This is a genomic window from Castellaniella sp. UC4447_H14 (assembly GCF_052978285.1).
In genome coordinates this window covers 1334506-1351102 of sequence record NZ_CM129666.1, presented here as the reverse complement: position 1 = coordinate 1351102, position 16597 = coordinate 1334506, and the positions used below count along the sequence as shown (strand labels likewise).

Genomic DNA, 16597 nt, shown 5'->3' with positions numbered 1-16597 from the left:
ATCTCCCGCCGATCTATCCTCAGGCGTGCGCCGACGAGTTCATCAATGGTGCTGTGCCGGCCGACTCTGCATTCGCTTCTTCGCCGGTCGGTGGACGTACGTCCGGCAGGAACACCGCCAGCAGCCCGATCAGCGGTAGAAACGAGCTGATTTGATAGACGAAATCAATGCCGTAGCGATCGGCCACCGCCCCGAACAGTGCGGCGCCGAGTCCGCCGAGGCCGAAGCTGAATCCGTAGAACAGGCCCGAGATCATCCCGATTCGGTGAGTGAGCATGTCCTGGGCGTATACGATGATGGCCGGATACGCGGACGCCAGCACCAGACCGATGACGACACTGAGCGCGACAGTCCAGCCCAGCCCCACGTAAGGCAGCATCAGCGTGAAAGGCGCGCAGCCGAGAATCGAGAACCAGATGACCCACTTGCGGCCGATACGGTCGCCCAGCGGGCCGCCGATCAGCGTGCCACCGGCGACCGCCAGGAGAAATACCCCCAGCAGATACGCGGCATTGTGGTCGGACAACCCGAAGCGGTGGATGAGGAAGAACTCGTAGTAGCTATTGATGCTCGCAAGGTAGAAGAATTTGGACACCATCAGGACGAACAGCACGCCGATCGTGCGGCGCACGACCGGCTTGGAGTAGCGGCGTGTCCCGTGTCTCCGCTTGGACTGGCGCAGGTTGAGATGATGCGCATACCAGCGGCTGACCTGCAGCAGGATCACGATTCCGATCAGGGCCGCAAGTGCGAACCAGGTAATGCGCGCACGCCCCTGCAGGCCGTACTGCAGCACGAGGGCACCGGCCACGATCGGGCCCAGGGCTTGCCCCGTGTTGCCGCCAATCTGGAAGAGCGACTGGGCCAGGCCGAAGCGTCCGCCGGCGGCCGTGCGGGCGACTTGCGCCGATTGCGGATGGAAGATGGAAGAGCCGCAGCCGATCAGCGCGACGGCGAGCAGCAGTAACGTGTAGTTGGGGGCCGCCGACAGAAGAATCACACCCGTCAGGGTGAAGCACATGCCGACCAGGGTCGCGTACGGCAGCGGATATCGATCCGTCACCATGCCCACGACGGGCTGCAGCAGCGATGCCGTCATCTGGAAGGTCAGCGTGATGAGCCCGATCTGGACGTAGCTCAGATGGAACTGCGCACTGAGCAGTGGGTAGACGGTGACGATCAGCGACTGCATGATGTCGTTCATCATGTGGCCGACGCTGACGCCCGCGATCACGGCGTAGTGGGTGTGGTGGGACGGTCGGCGCACGGCATGGGCCGATGGCTGGCTGCCTGCTTCAGGAGCCGTGGAAGTCGGGATGTTCGAACTCATATGAGAGGTGGCATTTTTTGATGCGCGGAAATCCGCCCTTTCGCAGCATAAACCAGATCGGGAGGACGCCTGCAACGCTGATCGGGCACCGTTTTTGGCTCAACGTCCCTTGCGCGCGTCCTCGGACAGCAACTGTTCGAGCTCCTCGGCCACTTGCCGCGTGGTTTGCAGCAACTGCTTCTCGTCGTGAAAAACCGCGTACTGTCGATCCAGCAACTCGTGATCGTAGCGTCGGAAGCGCTCGAGCGCGTCTCGCGTCTCATGAGCGGGCTGGCCCAGTCCCTCCAGCACATTCTTGGTCAGTTCCAGGCTCGAGTACAGCGTCTCCCGCACGCTGAGCTTCACGCCCAGTTCGCGCAGCAGGTGAGCATGATGCCGGTTGCGGGCACGCGCGTAGATCTGCACGCCTGGAAAATGATTGCGTACAAGGGTCGCCACATGGACCGAGTCCTGCACGTCATCGATGGCCAGCACGAAGATCCTCGCCGCGGCCACATGCGCGGCGCGCAGCAGGTCGAGCCGCGTGGCGTCGCCGAAGTAGACCTTGTTGCCGAAGCGGCGAATCGTGTTGACTTCATCCAGATCCGCGTCCAGCGCCGTGAACGCGATGTTCTGCATGGCGAGCACGCGCCCCACGATCTGCCCGAATCGTCCAAAGCCGGCGATGACGACTTCCGTGCCCTTGTCGGTGATGACATCGAATTCAGGCGGCGCGTGGCGGGCCGCGCGAACGTCCAGCACCTTCTCGTTGACCATCACGAGGAATGGCGTCGCCACCATGGAGAGCGTCACGGCCAGATTGAGCAGGTCGGCGGTGTGCCGGGGGAGCATGTGATACGCCGCCGCCGTGGCGAAGATCACGAAGGCGAACTCGCCCCCCAGTGCCAGCACCGCGGCGAAGTGGCGCGGCGCCGGCGCCGGCAGGTTAAAGAGGCGGGCCGCTCCGTAGAGCACCAGCGCCTTCACCACCAGGAACCCCGCCGTGACGCCCAGCACCCGCAGCGGAATGGCGGCGAGCAAACCCAGGTTCACCGACATGCCCACGGCCACGAAGAACAAACCCAGCAGCACCCCTTTGAACGGTTCGATGTCGGCTTCGAACTCGTGTCGGTACTGCGAGTCGGCCAGCAACATGCCGGCCACGAATGCGCCCAGCCCCATGGAGAGCCCCAGGCGTTCGGCGGCGAGGCTCGCGCCGATGACGATCAACAGCGCCATGGCGGTGAAAATCTCCGGGGTGCCGAAGCGCATGATGAAACTGAACGCCCAGCGCACCACGTATCGGCCGCCCAGGAACAGCAGCGCCACGGCAGTCGCGACGATCAGCAGCGCCGATGCAAGGCTGGTGCCGGGCTCGCCACCCCCGCCGCCCGAGAATACCTTGAGCAGGGCGAGCACCGGTATGGCGGCGATATCCTGGAACAGCAGCGTGCCGAACGCCGCACGGCCGTGATGGGTGGTGAGCTGCTTTTTCTCGGCCAGCATTTGCAGGACGAAGGCGGTGGAGGAGAGCGAAAGCCCGAATCCCGCGATGAGGGCCGGCACCCAGGCCACGCGGAGCGCACGGGCGGCCAGCACCAACAAGACGGTCGTCGCCGCCACCTGCAGCGCCCCTACGCCAAACACGGTGCGCCGCAGTGCCCACAAGCGGGACGGCTGCAGTTCCAGCCCGATGATGAACATCAGGAGCACGACGCCGATCTGCGAAAAGCTCAGCAGTGCACCCACCCCGGTGATGAGCCGCAATCCCCACGGCCCGATCAGAACGCCGGCAATCAGATAGCCGAGGACAGAACCGAATCCCGACTTGCGCGACAGAGGCACCGCCACGCAGGCGGCAATAAGGAAAATGAGAACCTGGGGCAGGAAGGTCATGGGCGGCGGCTCTCTGCTTCTTTTCTATGCGGAAGGGCGGCCATGGAGCCGCAATCAAGGCTACAACAAAAGAGTGCGGCTCTGCATCCGCAAAATGGGATGCGTCAGGCGAAAGTGCGCTCCTGACGCAAGCGGATACACACGTCGCGTTGCGACGCACGCGTGCCTATCCCACAATGACAGGGTAGTCTGGGCGGGCGCCAGCGTGTCAGACGTCGTCGCTCCCACAGTTCTGGGTGATTGGACCCATTCAGGAGGCCATGAGTCACGACTGATCTGATCTCCATCATCGGTTGGCGCCTGCTTGCAGCGGCGGGCCTGCTCGCTGGGTCGGCGTCCGCGGATGCCGCCACGCCCATGGGCTACTTTTCGCAGGCGTCCGGGCCCGCCGCAGTCCCGACGATGCACTTGGCCTGGGCCATCACGGCGCTGTCTGTTGCGGTCATCGTCATCATTGCCGTGATGCTGGCCGCGGCGCTGCTCAGGCACCGGCCGCCGGCAGAGTCCGATGCAGTAGGTCCCGACCATGGCGGCATGACATTCGTCTACGTCAGTGTGGGCGTCTCCGTGGTTGCATTGCTGGCGGCGCTGGTCTACACGCTCATGACGCTGGAAGCCGTCGCCCGGCCGTCGTCCGCACCGGCCTTGACGATTACCGTGACCGCCCACGACTGGTGGTGGGAGGCCCGCTATCAGGACTCCTCGGAGCCGGGCCGGTATTTCGTCACCGCCAACGAGATCCATATCCCGACGGGCGTGCCCGTCCGCATCGAACTTCAGAGCGTGGACGTCATCCATTCATTCTGGGTGCCGCATCTGGCGGGCAAGACGCAGGCGATACCCGGCCAGGTGAATCATCAGTGGATCCAGGCGGACGCGCCGGGCGTCTATCGGGGCCAGTGCGCCGCCTTCTGCGGCGCGCAGCACGCCCACATGGCATTTGAAGTGATCGCGCAGGCGCCGGCGCAGTTCGAGGCCTGGCGCGACGCTCAGCTGCGGCCGGCCGAGGATCCTGCGGACGTTCCCGGTCGCACGGGCCGGAAATTTTTCATGGAACGCTGCGCGGGTTGCCACACGGTACGCGGCACCGAGGCGCAGGGTGCTTTCGGGCCGGATCTGACGCATCTGGGTTCGCGCCGGCGAATCGCCGCTGGCACGCTGGCCAATACGCCTGAAGAGTTGCTGGATTGGGTCCGTCATGCGCAAAAGATCAAACCCGAATCCCTCATGCCCAGTTTCTCGCTGAAGCCGCGGGAGGCGGCGGCGCTGGGCGCCTATCTGGCGACGCTGCACTAGCGCCCGCGCCCCGAGGAGACCCGCATGCCCCATGACGCGCCGAATTCCCTGGACCTGCATTTGACCCGTGAGCCCGAGATCGGCGGGCTCGCGCAGGGGTCGGAGCGGGAACAGAGGTTGCGCGAATTATGGGAAGGCCGCTCGGGTTGGCGCGGCTGGCTCGCCACCGTGGATCACAAGCGCATCGGCCTGCGTTATATCGTCACGGCGTTCATTTTCCTGATGGTGGGCGGCATCGAGGCGCTGATCATGCGGGTGCAGCTGGCGCAACCCGGCCTGCATGTGGTGTCGCCCGAACAATACAGCGAGCTCTTCACGATGCATGGCATCACGATGATCTTCCTGTATGCCTCGCCGATCCTGTCGGGGTTTTCCAATTATCTGTGGCCGCTGGTGCTGGGTGCGCGCGACATGGCGTTCCCGCGCCTGAACGCCTTGTCCTACTGGGTGTTTCTGTTTGCGGGCATTTTCCTGTATGCCAGTTTTCCGCTGGGACAGGCGCCGGATGCCGGCTGGTTCAATTACGTGCCGCTGTCGGGGCTGACGTATGACCCAGGGCCGAACATCGATGTCTACGCGCTCGGCATGGTGTTGCTGGGGGTGTCCACGACGGTGGGTTCCATCAATTTCGTGGTGACGCTGCTGCGCATGCGCGCGCCTGGCATGTCGATCAACCGCGTGCCGATCCTGGTGTGGGGAACGGTGACGGCCTCGGTGGCTAATCTGCTCGTGGTGCCGGCGGTCAGCCTGGCGTTCGTGATGCTGTGGCTCGATCGGCAGTTCGGCACCCAGTTCTTCGACGTGGCCGGCGCGGAGCGGCCCATGTTGTGGCAGCATCTGTTCTGGATGTTCGGCCATCCCTGGGTCTATGTCGTCGTCCTGCCGGCGATGGGCATCGTCTCGGACGCGCTGCCGACGTTCTGCCGCCGCCCGCTGGTCGGCTATACGGCGGTCGCGGTGGCCACCGTGGCGACGATGGCGGTCGGCTTTGTCGTGTGGATCCACCATATGTTTGCCAGCGGCATCGCGCCGCTGGCGCTGTCGTTCTTCGGAGCCACCAGCACGATCATCTCGATTCCCAGCGCGGTGGCGACATTTGCCTGGATCGCCACCATCTGGCTCGGGCGTCCGGTGTACCGGGCGCCTTTCCTGTTTTTCGCCAGTTTCATCCTGATGTTTGTCGTGGGCGGCGTGTCGGGTGTGATGACGGCGGCCGTGCCGCTCGACTGGCAGTTGACCGGCACCTATTTTGTCGTCGCCCATCTGCATTATGTGTTGTTGGGCATCAATGTCTTTCCAGTGCTCGGAGGCCTGTATTACTGGTTCCCCAAGGTCACCGGGAAGATGCCCAATGAGTCGCTCGGCAAGCTGGCGTTCTGGGTGATTTTCATCGGCTTCAACGTGGGATTCTTTCCGATGCACATTGCCGGCCTGCTGGGAATGCCGCGCCGCGTCTATACCTACCCGAGCGGCCTGGGATGGGCGGCACCGAACCTGGTCACCTCCGTGGGTTCGTTCGTGTTCGCCCTGGGGATCCTGATCTTCCTGGTTGATCTGGCAGTCAGCCTGCGGCGGGGCAAGCCGGCGGGCGACAACCCCTGGGATGCGGCGTCGCTGGAATGGACGATCTCGTCGCCGCCGCCGCCCTACAACTTCGCCGTCGTGCCGTTGGTGGCGAGCCGCCATCCATTATGGGAGAAACGCCTCGGGCATCTGCCTCGCTCCTCCGTGGATGAGGGCTATGTGCTGGACCACGGCCGCGAGGCGATGGGCACGACTTGGCTCGATGCGCGGCCCGACATCATTCTGAGGATGCCCGAAGACTCATTCGCCCCGTTGCTGCTGGGGCTGTCCAGCGCCATGCTGTTCGTGGCCTTGTTGCTGCATGGCTGGATTTTCGCGGGGCTGATGGTCGTGGCATGCGGGATATCCATCCTGGTATGGCTGTGGCCCGAGCGCCTGCTGATCCAGCGTGAACCCCGGGCAGTGCAGGACGCGGGGGAGACGCCATGAACGAACTGCATTACTACGATCTTCGCGCCTTCCCGGTCGGCAGTGCAGGGGCCCGATCCAGCGGCTGGTGGGGCATGATGGCCCTGATCGCGACCGAGGCCGCCTTGTTCAGTTATCTGATCTTTTCCTATTTCTATCTGGGCTCCCAGACGGGGCAGCACTGGCCGCCCGAGGGGCTGCCCAAGCTCGGCATCGGCGCGCTCAACACGGGCGTGCTGCTGTCCAGCAGCGTTTTCGTGTGGCTCTGCGAACGCCTGGTGCGGCGCCGCAGGATCCGCTGGGCAGCGGCGTCGATGGGAACGGGCATCCTGCTCGGCCTGATCTTCGTCGGGATCCAGCTCAGGGAATGGCACAACCATCCGTATGGAATCGCCACACACCAGTATGGGTCGCTGTATTTCACGATCACCGGCTTCCATGTCCTTCATGTGTTGGTGGGGCTCGTCGTGCTGTCCATGCTGCTGATATGGGTCGCGATGGGTTATTTCGACGAAAGGCGCAGCGCGGCGTTGAAGATCGGCAGTCTGTATTGGCATTTCGTCGATGTCGTGTGGATTTTCATTTTCACGACGCTGTATGTGACACCTTTTCTTTTCTAGGAGAGTGACCATGGCAGCCACGGGGATTTATCCGGATCGCGCCCGCCATCGTCGGCCATCCGGGTGGGGTGCCGTCCGAAGCGAGCGGTACCGGGATCCTGCCGCAGTTTCCTCTCGGCGTGCCGATCCGCGTAGCGGTCGGCGCCGGGAGTCGCGGCCGGGGGGGTGGGCCATGCTGTTCGGGCTGGTCGGTACGGCCGCCGCCTGGTTCCTGCTGACGGAGTTTGGCGAGACGCTGACGGCCCAGGTCTGTTTTCGGCACGAGATGGCATCGTCCCTGCCGCGATGGCTGATGCCGTCGATCCACGCGATCACGGTGCTGGCCTTGGTGATCGGCCTGATGGGCGTGGCGGTTGCGGCGTGGAACTGCTGGCACACGCGCACGGTCCCGTCCAGCCCCAGGCATGTGCTGGATACCCGGCCGGGGCGGCGGCATTTTCTGGCGACGGCAGGCTTGTTGTTCAGTCTGCTGTTTCTGTTCGGACTCGTGGCGGCGGGGCTTGCCGTGTGGCTGGTATCGCCCTGCGGCCCATGGCGGTGATCGACATGAATCGCTTCCTTCGGCGCGCCTTGCATGTCGCCCTGACCTTGTCGGCGCTGGCGGCCGCGCTGTACGGCCTGGCCTGGCTGAATATCCCGGCATACGCGCTGCCGTCGGATGATTCGGGTTCGGTCGACTTCACCGATCCGGCTTTGGTGGCGCGCGGGGCCTACGTGGCTCGACTGGGCGACTGTGCCGGCTGCCATACGGCGCTGCAGCCCGGCAGTCCGCCATTCGCGGGCGGCCAGCCCATGAATGCTCCCTTTGGCATCATCTACACCACCAACATCACGCCCGATCCGCAGACCGGCATTGGCCGCTACAGCTACGCCGACTTCGAGCGAGCCGTGCGCGATGGCGTTAGGCCTGACGGCAAGCGACTGTACCCGGCCATGCCGTATCCGTCTTTCACCAAGGCCAGTGATGATGATATCCGCGCCTTGTATGCGTACTTCATGCATGGCGTGGCTCCTGTGCGGCACCGTCCGCCCACTACCCAATTGGCGTTTCCTTTCAACCAGCGCTGGGGGATTCTGTTCTGGGATTGGGCGTTCGTGCCGCATGGCCGCTTTCAGCCCCCTTCGGGCAACCATGACGTGCAGTGGCTTCGCGGCGCGTATCTGGCTCAATCGCTGGGGCACTGCGGCGCCTGCCATTCGCCCCGAGGTCCGGCCTTCGAAGAACGCGGCTACGACGAGTCGTCCGCCGCCTTCCTGACGGGCGGCATCAATGACAACTGGTTTGCGCCCAACCTGACCGGTGACCCGGGTTCGGGGCTCGGCCGGCTGTCCGAGCAAAATATTGTCGAGTTCCTGAAAACCGGACACGGCAAACCGCTGCATATCGTCGCGTTCGGCAGCATGGTGCCGGTGATTGAAAAGAGCACCCAGCACTACACCGACGACGACCTGCGCGCGATCGCGCATTACCTGAAGAGTCTGCCCGCGCAACGCGCCTCGGGCGATTTTCGGCCGGCTACCTCGCGCGGTCGGCTGGTGATGGACAATCGGCGCGCCGCCGGCCAGGTGCAGCCGCCGGGCGCGGGCCTCTACATGTCATTTTGCGTCAAATGCCATGTGGCCGATGGGGGCGGCAAGCCGGATAAATTCCCGGCCCTGGCCGGGAATCCGGCCGTGCTGTCGCCCGACGCCACCTCGCTGATCCGGCTCGTCCTGAAGGGCGGCGCCACTGCACAGACCGAGGAAGGCCCCGAGTCTCGCAAGATGCCGGCTTTCGCGGACAAGTTGACCGATACGGAAATCGCCCGGGTGCTCACCTTCGTGCGCACAGCGTGGGGGAATCAGGCACGGCCAGTGACTGCGCGCCAAGTGTCGGGCTTGCGCGGCCAGCTCGCACCGTGATCCGCCCGGGCGACGCCCGGCGGGCCGGCGCGCGCCGTCACGATGCAGGGACGATGTGCGCAGTAGAACGCCCGTCAGTCGCTGCCGTAGGCGATCGTGCTGAGCAGCGCCAGCGCGGGCTGGCGAGAATCCAGCCGCGTGTGTTGCACCACGATGGGCTTCGTGGACTCCAGCACGCTGGAGTAAGGGGTATCGCGCGGGACGGTTTCGGGATCCGCCAGGTCGTTGAAACGCAGGTGGAGCGTACGGCGGGCCGGCACGCTGACCCGGTAGGGGCCCACCGGCTCGCGGTCTTCGAAGTACAGCGTGATCGCCACCTGCACGTCCTCGTCGTTCGTGTTGAGCAGGCAGGCGGTCTCGTGGCTGACGAAACGCGGGTCGTCCCCGCCGGTGCTGGCGGGCGGTATGTAGCCTTCCGCGATGGCCCAGTGCATTTTTCCGATGGTCATGAGGGTCGTCCTCTTCAACGTTGCGGGCGTTCTTCGGGGCTGCGACCCGATCACCGCATTCTGGAGAGCCGTGGCCGGCTGGTCTCGTGATTGGTCCAGAGCAATGCGCCCAGGCCGGCGACTGCGCCCAGGAGCAGCCAGTTCCGGTGTTCGGTGGCCCAGAGTGCGGGACTGCGACTGCGGGCGCGGTCGCTGAAGCGCCCCTGCGCTCCCTGATCGCCTTCGATGGGCGTGAACAGATTGTCGGGGCGGTCCTCTTCGTCCGGCTCTGACTCGATCTGCTGGGCCCGGTAGCCCACGGAACCGAGGTAGCGGTCCGCCACTCCGGGGGCCAGCCACTGGGCGTACCGGGCCAGAATCGTGGGGTATCCCACGGTGACCCGGCGCCGGTTCTGTTCGGTAGCCCATACGATGGCCTGGGCGGCAACTTCCGGCTCGAAGATCGGCGGGACCGGTTGCGGCCGCTTCGGCATGCGGTTGCGGGCCCACCCGAATTGCGGGGTGTTGATCGCCGGAAGCTGGACCTCCGTGATGCGCACGTGGCTCTTGTCGTGCAGCAGCTCGCTGCGCAACGAATCGGTATAGCCGGTAATCGCATGTTTGGCGCCGCAATAGGCCGATTGCAGCGGAATGCTCCGGAAGGCCAATGCGGAGCTGACTTGGACGATCGTGCCGCGATCGCGGGGCAGCATGTGCTTGAGCGCGGCCCGGGTGCCGTGTACGTTGCCCAGATAGGTGACCTCGGTGACCCGGCGGAATTCATCGGCGGTGATCTGGCGGAAGGGCGCAAAGATCGTCACCATGGCGTTGTTGATCCAGATATCGATGGGGCCCAGTACCTGTTCGATCTGGTCGGCCGCGTCCTCCACGGCTTGGGCGTCGGCCATGTCGACAGGGATGGACAGCGCCTTGCCGCCCGCCAGTTCGACCTCGCGGGCAGCGGCGTTGAGCCCGTCCTTGCCGCGGGCGAGCAGCCCGATGTGCGCGCCGCGCCGCGCGAATTCGCGGACGACCGCCCGCCCGACTCCGGCCGATGCGCCGGTGACGACGACGACTTGCGGTTTTTCAGTCCGGCTTTCGTTCGAATGGTTCATGCGTGGTTCTCCTTAACGGTCATGCGCCGCATCGTGACGCTGATGCAGCGCGCGTTGCAGCACCTGTGCCAGGTGCAGGGGCTGGTGCCCCGTGGCCTGGCGGATCTGTTCCCGGCAACTGAAGCCGTCGGCGATCAGCAGGGTGTCCTCATCGGCTTTCCGTACGGCGGGGAGCAGCCGCTGCTCGCCGATGGTGAGCGACATGTGATATTTGGCCTTTTCGAAGCCGAAGGCGCCGGACATGCCGCAGCAGCCCGTATCGGGCCACGTGTCATCCAGCCCCAGCCTCTTCAGCACCGCTTTCTCGGCGCCCAGGCCAATGACGGCCGCATGGTGGCAGTGCGCATGCACGATCGCCCTGCCGCCCAGCACGGGAGGCCGATACCCGACGTGCTCCAGGAATTCGCTCAGCATGTACGTCTGGCTGGCCAGGCGCTTGGCGTCTTCGTTGGCGGGAAAGAGGTTGCCGAGTTCGTCCCGGAATGCGGCGACGCACGCGGGTTCCAGCCCGACCACCGGCGTGCCGGCACGGATGTCGTCGGCCAGTGTCGCGAGGATCCGCTGCCAGTAGCGCATGGCGCGGTCCAGCATTCCCCAGTCGTACAGTGCGCGGCCGCAGCAAAGCGGCCGGCGGGGCAGCACGACCCGATAGCCGGCGTCTTCCAGGACTTCGACCGCCGCTTTGCCGGTCTCCGTCAAAAAATGATTGGTGAAGGTGTCCGGCCACAGGATGACGCTGGGGCTGTCGGCGTTCACCACGGGCCGCTGCGCAAACCAGGCCACGAAAGTCTGCCGGGCGAACACCGGCATCTGGCGCTTCTGGGCGATTCCCGCCAGCGCCTTCAGGGCGGGAGCAAACGGCCGCGCATGCAGCGCATAGTTCACCAGGCGGGGAGCGTGGGAAGCCAGGCGCGCCCAGCGGTCGATCAGGCCCATGGCATAAGCGGCACGGGGCCGCAGGCGCCCGGCGTAGTGGTGCGACAGAAACTCGGCCTTGTAGCTCGCCATGTCCACGTTGACGGGGCACTCTCCCTTGCATCCCTTGCAGCCCAGACACAGGTCCAGGGCGTCCTTGACTTCGTGGCTGCGCCAGCCGTCCGTGATGACTTCACCGCGCAGCATCTCGAAGAGCAGGCGGGCTCGCCCCCGCGTGGAGTATTTTTCTTCGCGTGTGGCTTGATAGCTCGGGCACATGGTGCCGCCGCTTTCGCGACGGCAGTTGCCCACCCCCACGCACCGCAGCACCGTGCGCCCGAAGTTGTGGCGATCCTTGGGGAACTGAAAATGGGTGTGGGGCTGCGGCGGGTTGTAGTCGACGCCGATACGCAGATTCTCGGTCGGCAGATACGGGCGCACGATCTTGCCGGGGTTCATGCGGCCTTGCGGGTCCCAGATCGCCTTGAATTCGCTGAAGGCCTGCACGAGCTCGGTGCCGAACATCTTCGACAGGAATTCCGCTTTCGATTGACCGTCCCCGTGCTCGCCGGACAGCGATCCCCCGTAGCGCACGACCAGATCGGCGGCGTCGTTCAGGAACCGGTGAAACGTGTCGATGCCTGCCTGCGTCTCCAGGTCGAAATCGATGCGGGTATGCACACAGCCTTGGCCGAAATGGCCGTACAGGTCGCCCTGGTAATGGTAATCGTCCAGCAGCTTGCGGAAATCGCGCAGGTAAGACCCCAGGCGCTCGGGCGGGACTGCGGCGTCCTCCCAGCCCTCCCAGGTGATGGCCTTGTTGGGGACGTGTGCCGTGGCACCCAGGCCCGACTCGCGCACCTTCCAGATCATCTGTTCTTCGGCCTTGTCGTCGAACAGCTTCATGCTGGGTGCGTCGCTCTTCTGTTTCAGCGCGTGCATGAGCGCGTGGGCCTTGTCGTCCGCCTCCGCCTTGGTCTGCCCGCCAAATTCGACCAGCAGCCAGCCGCCGCCAGGGGGCAGCAGCGCGACGTCCTCCGGGTGCAGCCCGATGACCTTCATGTCCTGGATCAGACCGTCGTCTATGCCTTCCAGCCCGATGGGCTTGAAGGATAGGGCTTCCATGACGTGGTCGCCCGCACTGAACACGTCGTCGTACCCCAGGGCCAGCACGGATCGCACCGGGGGGCTGTCGACCAGGCTGACCCAGGCACGCAGGATGACCACGCAGCTTCCTTCGGAACCCACCAGCGCCCGCGCAACGTTGAAGCCGTTTTCAGGCAGCAGTTCGTCCAGGTTGTAGCCCGACACCCGGCGCGGAATCTTCGGGTAACGCTGCCGGATCAGGTCGGCATACCGGTCCCGCAAGGCTTTCAGCGCGAGGTAGATTTCGCCCCGGCGCCCGCCTTCACGGATGATGGCCTCGAGCTCGTAGTCGGGGGTCGGTCCGACCCGCAGACGCAGGCCGTCGTACGTCAGGATGTCCAGCTCCTGGATGTTGTCGCTGGTCCTGCCGCCCATGATCGAATGCACGCCGCACGAATTATTGCCGATCATGCCGCCCAGTGTGTTGTGCGTGTGCGTGGAGGGATCGGGCGCGAAGGTCAGCGCGTATCGTTCGGCGGCATCGCGCAGGTGATCCAATACGCATCCGGGCTGCACTTCGGCGAGCTTCTGCCGGGGATCCAGTTCGATGATGCCATGCATGTACTTGGAGAAGTCCATGACCACGGCCACGTTGCAGCACTGGCCGGCCAGGCTGGTGCCGCCACCGCGCGACAACACCGGCGCCCCATGGCGCCGGCAGGCTGCTACGGTCGTGATCACATCGTCGATGCTCTTGGGCAGCACCACGCCGATGGGGACCTGCCGGTAATTCGATCCGTCGGTCGCGTACAGTGCGCGGCTGCCGGTATCGAACCGCACCTCGCCCTCGATCGTGTCGCGCAATTCGTGCGCCAGCGCGCCGGCGTATTGCGGCAGCGGCCAGCGCGTCTTCACGTGGGCCGTGTACGGCGGAGCCTCTTTGAGTGCAGGACGCGACGGTCCGTCATTGTCGCGAAGCGTCCCTGATGCGGGTGTGGAGGACATTGTCATCTCCTTTTCCTAGAGCGCGTACCGTTGGGCGTCGGCTTGCTTGAACTCCAGGCCCAGGCCCGGCCGGGACAGGTCGGGGTGCAGGGATCCTCGGATTGGCGACAAGGCTCCATCGAACAGCAAGTGCTCGATGCGGACGTGATCATGAAAGAACTCGATATGCCGCAAAGGTCCGGCGGCGCAGGCGGGATGGACGTGGATCGACGGCGCGCAGTGGGCCGAGAGGGGCAGCCCATAGGCCTCGCACAGCGCGGCCGTGCGCATGAATCCCGTGATGCCCGCGCAGCGGGTCGCATCGGCCTGCAGCACGTCCACGGCGCCGGCTTCCAGCATGCGGCGAAAATAAGGCAGGTCGTACCCATATTCGCCGGCGGTGATTTCGATGCCCGCCGGGGCGCGGTCACGCATCAGCCTCAGGCCGTCCAGGTCATCGGATGAAACCGGCTCTTCGAACCAGGTGACGACCGATTCGGCCAGATGCTCGCTCATGTCCAGCGCCTGCTTGCGGCTGTAGGCTCCGTTCGCGTCGACGAGCAGGCCCACGTCCGGGCCGATGGCCCGGCGGGCGACGCTCACGCGCTGCGGATCGCGCCCGGGTTCGCGGCCGATTTTCATTTTGACCCGGGTGATGCCCTCCCGCGCCCAGCCGCCCAGCTGGGCCTCCAGTTTCCGGTCGGTGTACGAAGTGAATCCGCCGCTGCCATACACGGGGACGCTCGGCCGCGCCGCCCCCAGCAGGGTGACCAGCGGCAGCGCGAGCCACCTGGCTTTCAGGTCCCAGAGGGCGATGTCGACGGCGGCGATGGCCATCGAAGCGATGCCGGGGCGGCCGAGATTGCGGATGGCGCGCCGCATGGCCTCCCAGCACGCGGGGATGGCCAGCGCGTTCTGGCCCATCAATAGCGGCGTAAACCGGTCCCGGATGAGCGCTGCCGTGGCCGTATCGGCGTAGCTGAAGCCCAGCCCCCATTGGCCACCTGCGTGAAGGTGGACCACGACCATCGTCGTGGACGTCCACTCGAGTGTGCCATCGGATTCGGGACCATCGGTTGGCACGGTGTAGGCCTCGACCCCGATCCGGTCGATGAAGACGGTCTCGTCCGCCGCCTTGGGGACGCCCGGCGCATCGATGCCTGTGCCCGCCATCTCAGTCTTCTCTGTCGTTGGCGGGGCTCAGGGCGGCCAATGTCTGCTTGACCGACTGCGCGAGCATGCCGCCGGTATCGCTGTCGCCCTTGAGCATCGAGGAAGCAAAGGCGGCAGCCTGCTTCAGGCTGATATGGGGCGGAAGCGGAGGAACGTCCGGGTCTGTGATGGCTTCGATCACGCAAGGCCGATCGGCCGACAAGGCTTCGTCCCAGGCGGCGCCCACCTGGTCGGGCAAATTCACCATGATGCCCTTCAGACCCAGCATTTCGGCATAACGCGCGTAAGGGAAATCGGGTACGTGCTGGGCGGCGTCGTACTTCGGGTCGCCCGCCATGGCGCGCTGCTCCCACGTGACCTGATTCAAGTCACGGTTGTTCAATACCAGGATGACCAGGCGCGGATCCGACCATTGCTTCCAGTAGTCCGCAATGGTGATCAATTCGGCGTTGCCGTTCATCTGCATGGCGCCGTCGCCCACCAGGGCGATGGCCACACGATCCGGGAAGGCGAACTTGGCGGCAATGGCATAGGGAACGCCTGGGCCCATGGTCGCCAGGCCGCCCGAAAGAGAGGCCATCATGCCCCGGCGGATCCGGATGTCGCGGGCGTACCAGTTGGCGGCTGATCCCGAGTCCGAAGACAGAATGCAGCGGTCGGGAAGGCGCGGCGACAGTTCTGAAAACACACGCTGCGGGTTGATGGGCACTGCGTCCATCAGGGCGCGTTTCCCCAACAGCTCCCACCACTCCGACACGTTTTTCTGGATTTTCTCGCGCCACGCATGCTCGGTCTTTTGCTGCAGAAGCGGGATGAGCGCACGCAACGTGGTCGCGCTGTCGCCCACCAGATTGACCTCCATGGGATAGCGTATCGACAGCATCTTCGGGTCCAGGTCGATCTGGACCGCGCGCGCCTGTCCTTCCTTGGGCAGGAATTCGGAATAGGGGAAGCGCGAACCGATCATCAGTAGGGTGTCGCATCCCATCATCATGTCCCAGCTTGGCTTGGTGCCCAGCAGCCCTATCGATCCGGTGACATAAGGCAGGTCGTCGGGCAGCGCTGCTTTGCCCAGCAAGGCCTTGGCCACGCCGGCATCGAGCAGATCGGCGACCTGCATGACTTCGTCAGTGGCCGCGAGCGCACCCGCGCCGGCCAGGATCGCCACCTTTTTGCCGCTGTTGAGGACCTCGGCCGCGCGTCCCAGGTCGGCATCGGTCGGAATCACCCGCGGTGCGCTGTAGCCGACCCCCGAATGGATCGTCCCATGGGCTCGCGGAGGCACCTCGACGGCGTCCAGCTCCTGTACGTCATTGGGCACGATGATGCACGTGACGGTTCGCCCGGCGATGGCAATGCGCATGGCCCGATCGATCACGTGGCGCGCTTGAGCGGGCACCATGATCATCTCGACGTAGTCGCCGGCGACATCCTTGAACAGCGATACCAGGTCGACTTCCTGCTGATACTGGCCCCCCAGCGCGCTGCGGGCCTGCTGGCCCACGATGGCCACGACGGCCTGGTGGTCCAGCTTGGCGTCGTACAGCCCATTGAGCAGATGGATGGCGCCGGGACCGGAAGTAGCCAGGCAGACACCCACCTGCCCGGTGAATTTGGAGTGCGCGCACGCCATGAACGCCGTCATCTCCTCATGGCGCGCCCGCACCAGCTCGAAACGGTCTCCCGCCCGGTCCATGGCACCCATGATGCCGTTGATGCCGTCGCCCGGGAAGCCGTAGATTCGCCGGATACCCCAGTCGCTGAGTCGCCGCAGGAGAAAATCGCTCACTTTTTCGCTCATGGTGCCCTTCCTTTTTGATAAGGTGCTCATGCCCGGCGAGGCAGTACAGGCGGTGATCGATCCCTCGGGGCGTCGGCACA

General features: G+C 65.0%; 12 protein-coding genes. 5 read left to right on the top strand and 7 right to left on the bottom strand.

All coding sequences use genetic code 11. The features are described 5' to 3' along the window. Positions 1–19 precede the first annotated feature (19 nt). Positions 20–1330: an MFS transporter gene (locus ACVCMJ_RS06505; protein ID WP_447080620.1), complete on the bottom strand. Its 1311-nt coding sequence runs from the start codon at positions 1328–1330 to the stop codon at positions 20–22. A 99-nt stretch (positions 1331–1429) separates the two neighbouring features. After that, on the bottom strand, positions 1430–3205 hold the full coding sequence (locus ACVCMJ_RS06500) for a monovalent cation:proton antiporter-2 (CPA2) family protein (protein ID WP_447080619.1): 1776 nt from the start codon (positions 3203–3205) through the stop codon (positions 1430–1432). A 357-nt stretch (positions 3206–3562) separates the two neighbouring features. Between ACVCMJ_RS06500 and coxB the strand changes: the two genes are divergently transcribed. Genes coxB through ACVCMJ_RS06475 form a run of 5 tightly spaced genes read left to right on the top strand, consistent with a single transcriptional unit; the run spans position 3563 to position 9015 of the window. After that, positions 3563–4501, top strand: coding sequence for a cytochrome c oxidase subunit II (gene coxB / locus ACVCMJ_RS06495; protein WP_447080618.1), 939 nt, complete (start codon positions 3563–3565; stop codon positions 4499–4501). Between the two features lie 24 nt (positions 4502–4525). Further along, the gene (gene ctaD, locus ACVCMJ_RS06490) at positions 4526–6514 is read left to right on the top strand and encodes a cytochrome c oxidase subunit I (RefSeq protein WP_447080617.1); all 1989 of its coding nucleotides are present in this window, start codon (positions 4526–4528) and stop codon (positions 6512–6514) included. Continuing rightward, positions 6511–7113: a cytochrome c oxidase subunit 3 gene (locus ACVCMJ_RS06485; RefSeq protein WP_447080616.1), complete on the top strand. Its 603-nt coding sequence runs from the start codon at positions 6511–6513 to the stop codon at positions 7111–7113. The genes ctaD and ACVCMJ_RS06485 overlap by 4 nt, the downstream gene beginning before the upstream one ends. Positions 7114–7123: 10 nt before the next feature. Then, positions 7124–7654, top strand: a complete 531-nt coding sequence (locus ACVCMJ_RS06480; RefSeq protein ID WP_447080615.1) for a hypothetical protein — start codon at positions 7124–7126, stop codon at positions 7652–7654. 5 nt (positions 7655–7659) lie between these two features. Beyond that, the gene (locus tag ACVCMJ_RS06475) at positions 7660–9015 is read left to right on the top strand and encodes a c-type cytochrome (RefSeq protein WP_447080614.1); all 1356 of its coding nucleotides are present in this window, start codon (positions 7660–7662) and stop codon (positions 9013–9015) included. A gap of 74 nt (positions 9016–9089) precedes the next feature. Here the strand turns inward: ACVCMJ_RS06475 and ACVCMJ_RS06470 are convergent, their stop codons facing one another. From ACVCMJ_RS06470 to ACVCMJ_RS06450, 5 genes are read right to left on the bottom strand one after another with little or no spacing between them, the layout of a single operon-like run. Further along, positions 9090–9464, bottom strand: coding sequence for a sensory rhodopsin transducer (locus ACVCMJ_RS06470; protein ID WP_447080613.1), 375 nt, complete (start codon positions 9462–9464; stop codon positions 9090–9092). 50 nt (positions 9465–9514) lie between these two features. Then, positions 9515–10558 carry an SDR family oxidoreductase gene (locus tag ACVCMJ_RS06465; RefSeq protein WP_447080612.1) on the bottom strand — a complete coding sequence of 348 codons (1044 nt, stop codon included), beginning with the start codon at positions 10556–10558 and terminating at the stop codon, positions 9515–9517. A 12-nt stretch (positions 10559–10570) separates the two neighbouring features. Then, positions 10571–13564, bottom strand: a complete 2994-nt coding sequence (locus ACVCMJ_RS06460) for an FAD-binding and (Fe-S)-binding domain-containing protein (protein ID WP_447080611.1) — start codon at positions 13562–13564, stop codon at positions 10571–10573. Between the two features lie 15 nt (positions 13565–13579). Continuing rightward, positions 13580–14716 carry an enolase C-terminal domain-like protein gene (locus ACVCMJ_RS06455; RefSeq protein ID WP_447080610.1) on the bottom strand — a complete coding sequence of 379 codons (1137 nt, stop codon included), beginning with the start codon at positions 14714–14716 and terminating at the stop codon, positions 13580–13582. A 1-nt stretch (position 14717) separates the two neighbouring features. Continuing rightward, positions 14718–16517, bottom strand: coding sequence for a thiamine pyrophosphate-requiring protein (locus ACVCMJ_RS06450; RefSeq protein ID WP_447080609.1), 1800 nt, complete (start codon positions 16515–16517; stop codon positions 14718–14720). Between the last annotated feature and the right edge of the window lie 80 nt (positions 16518–16597).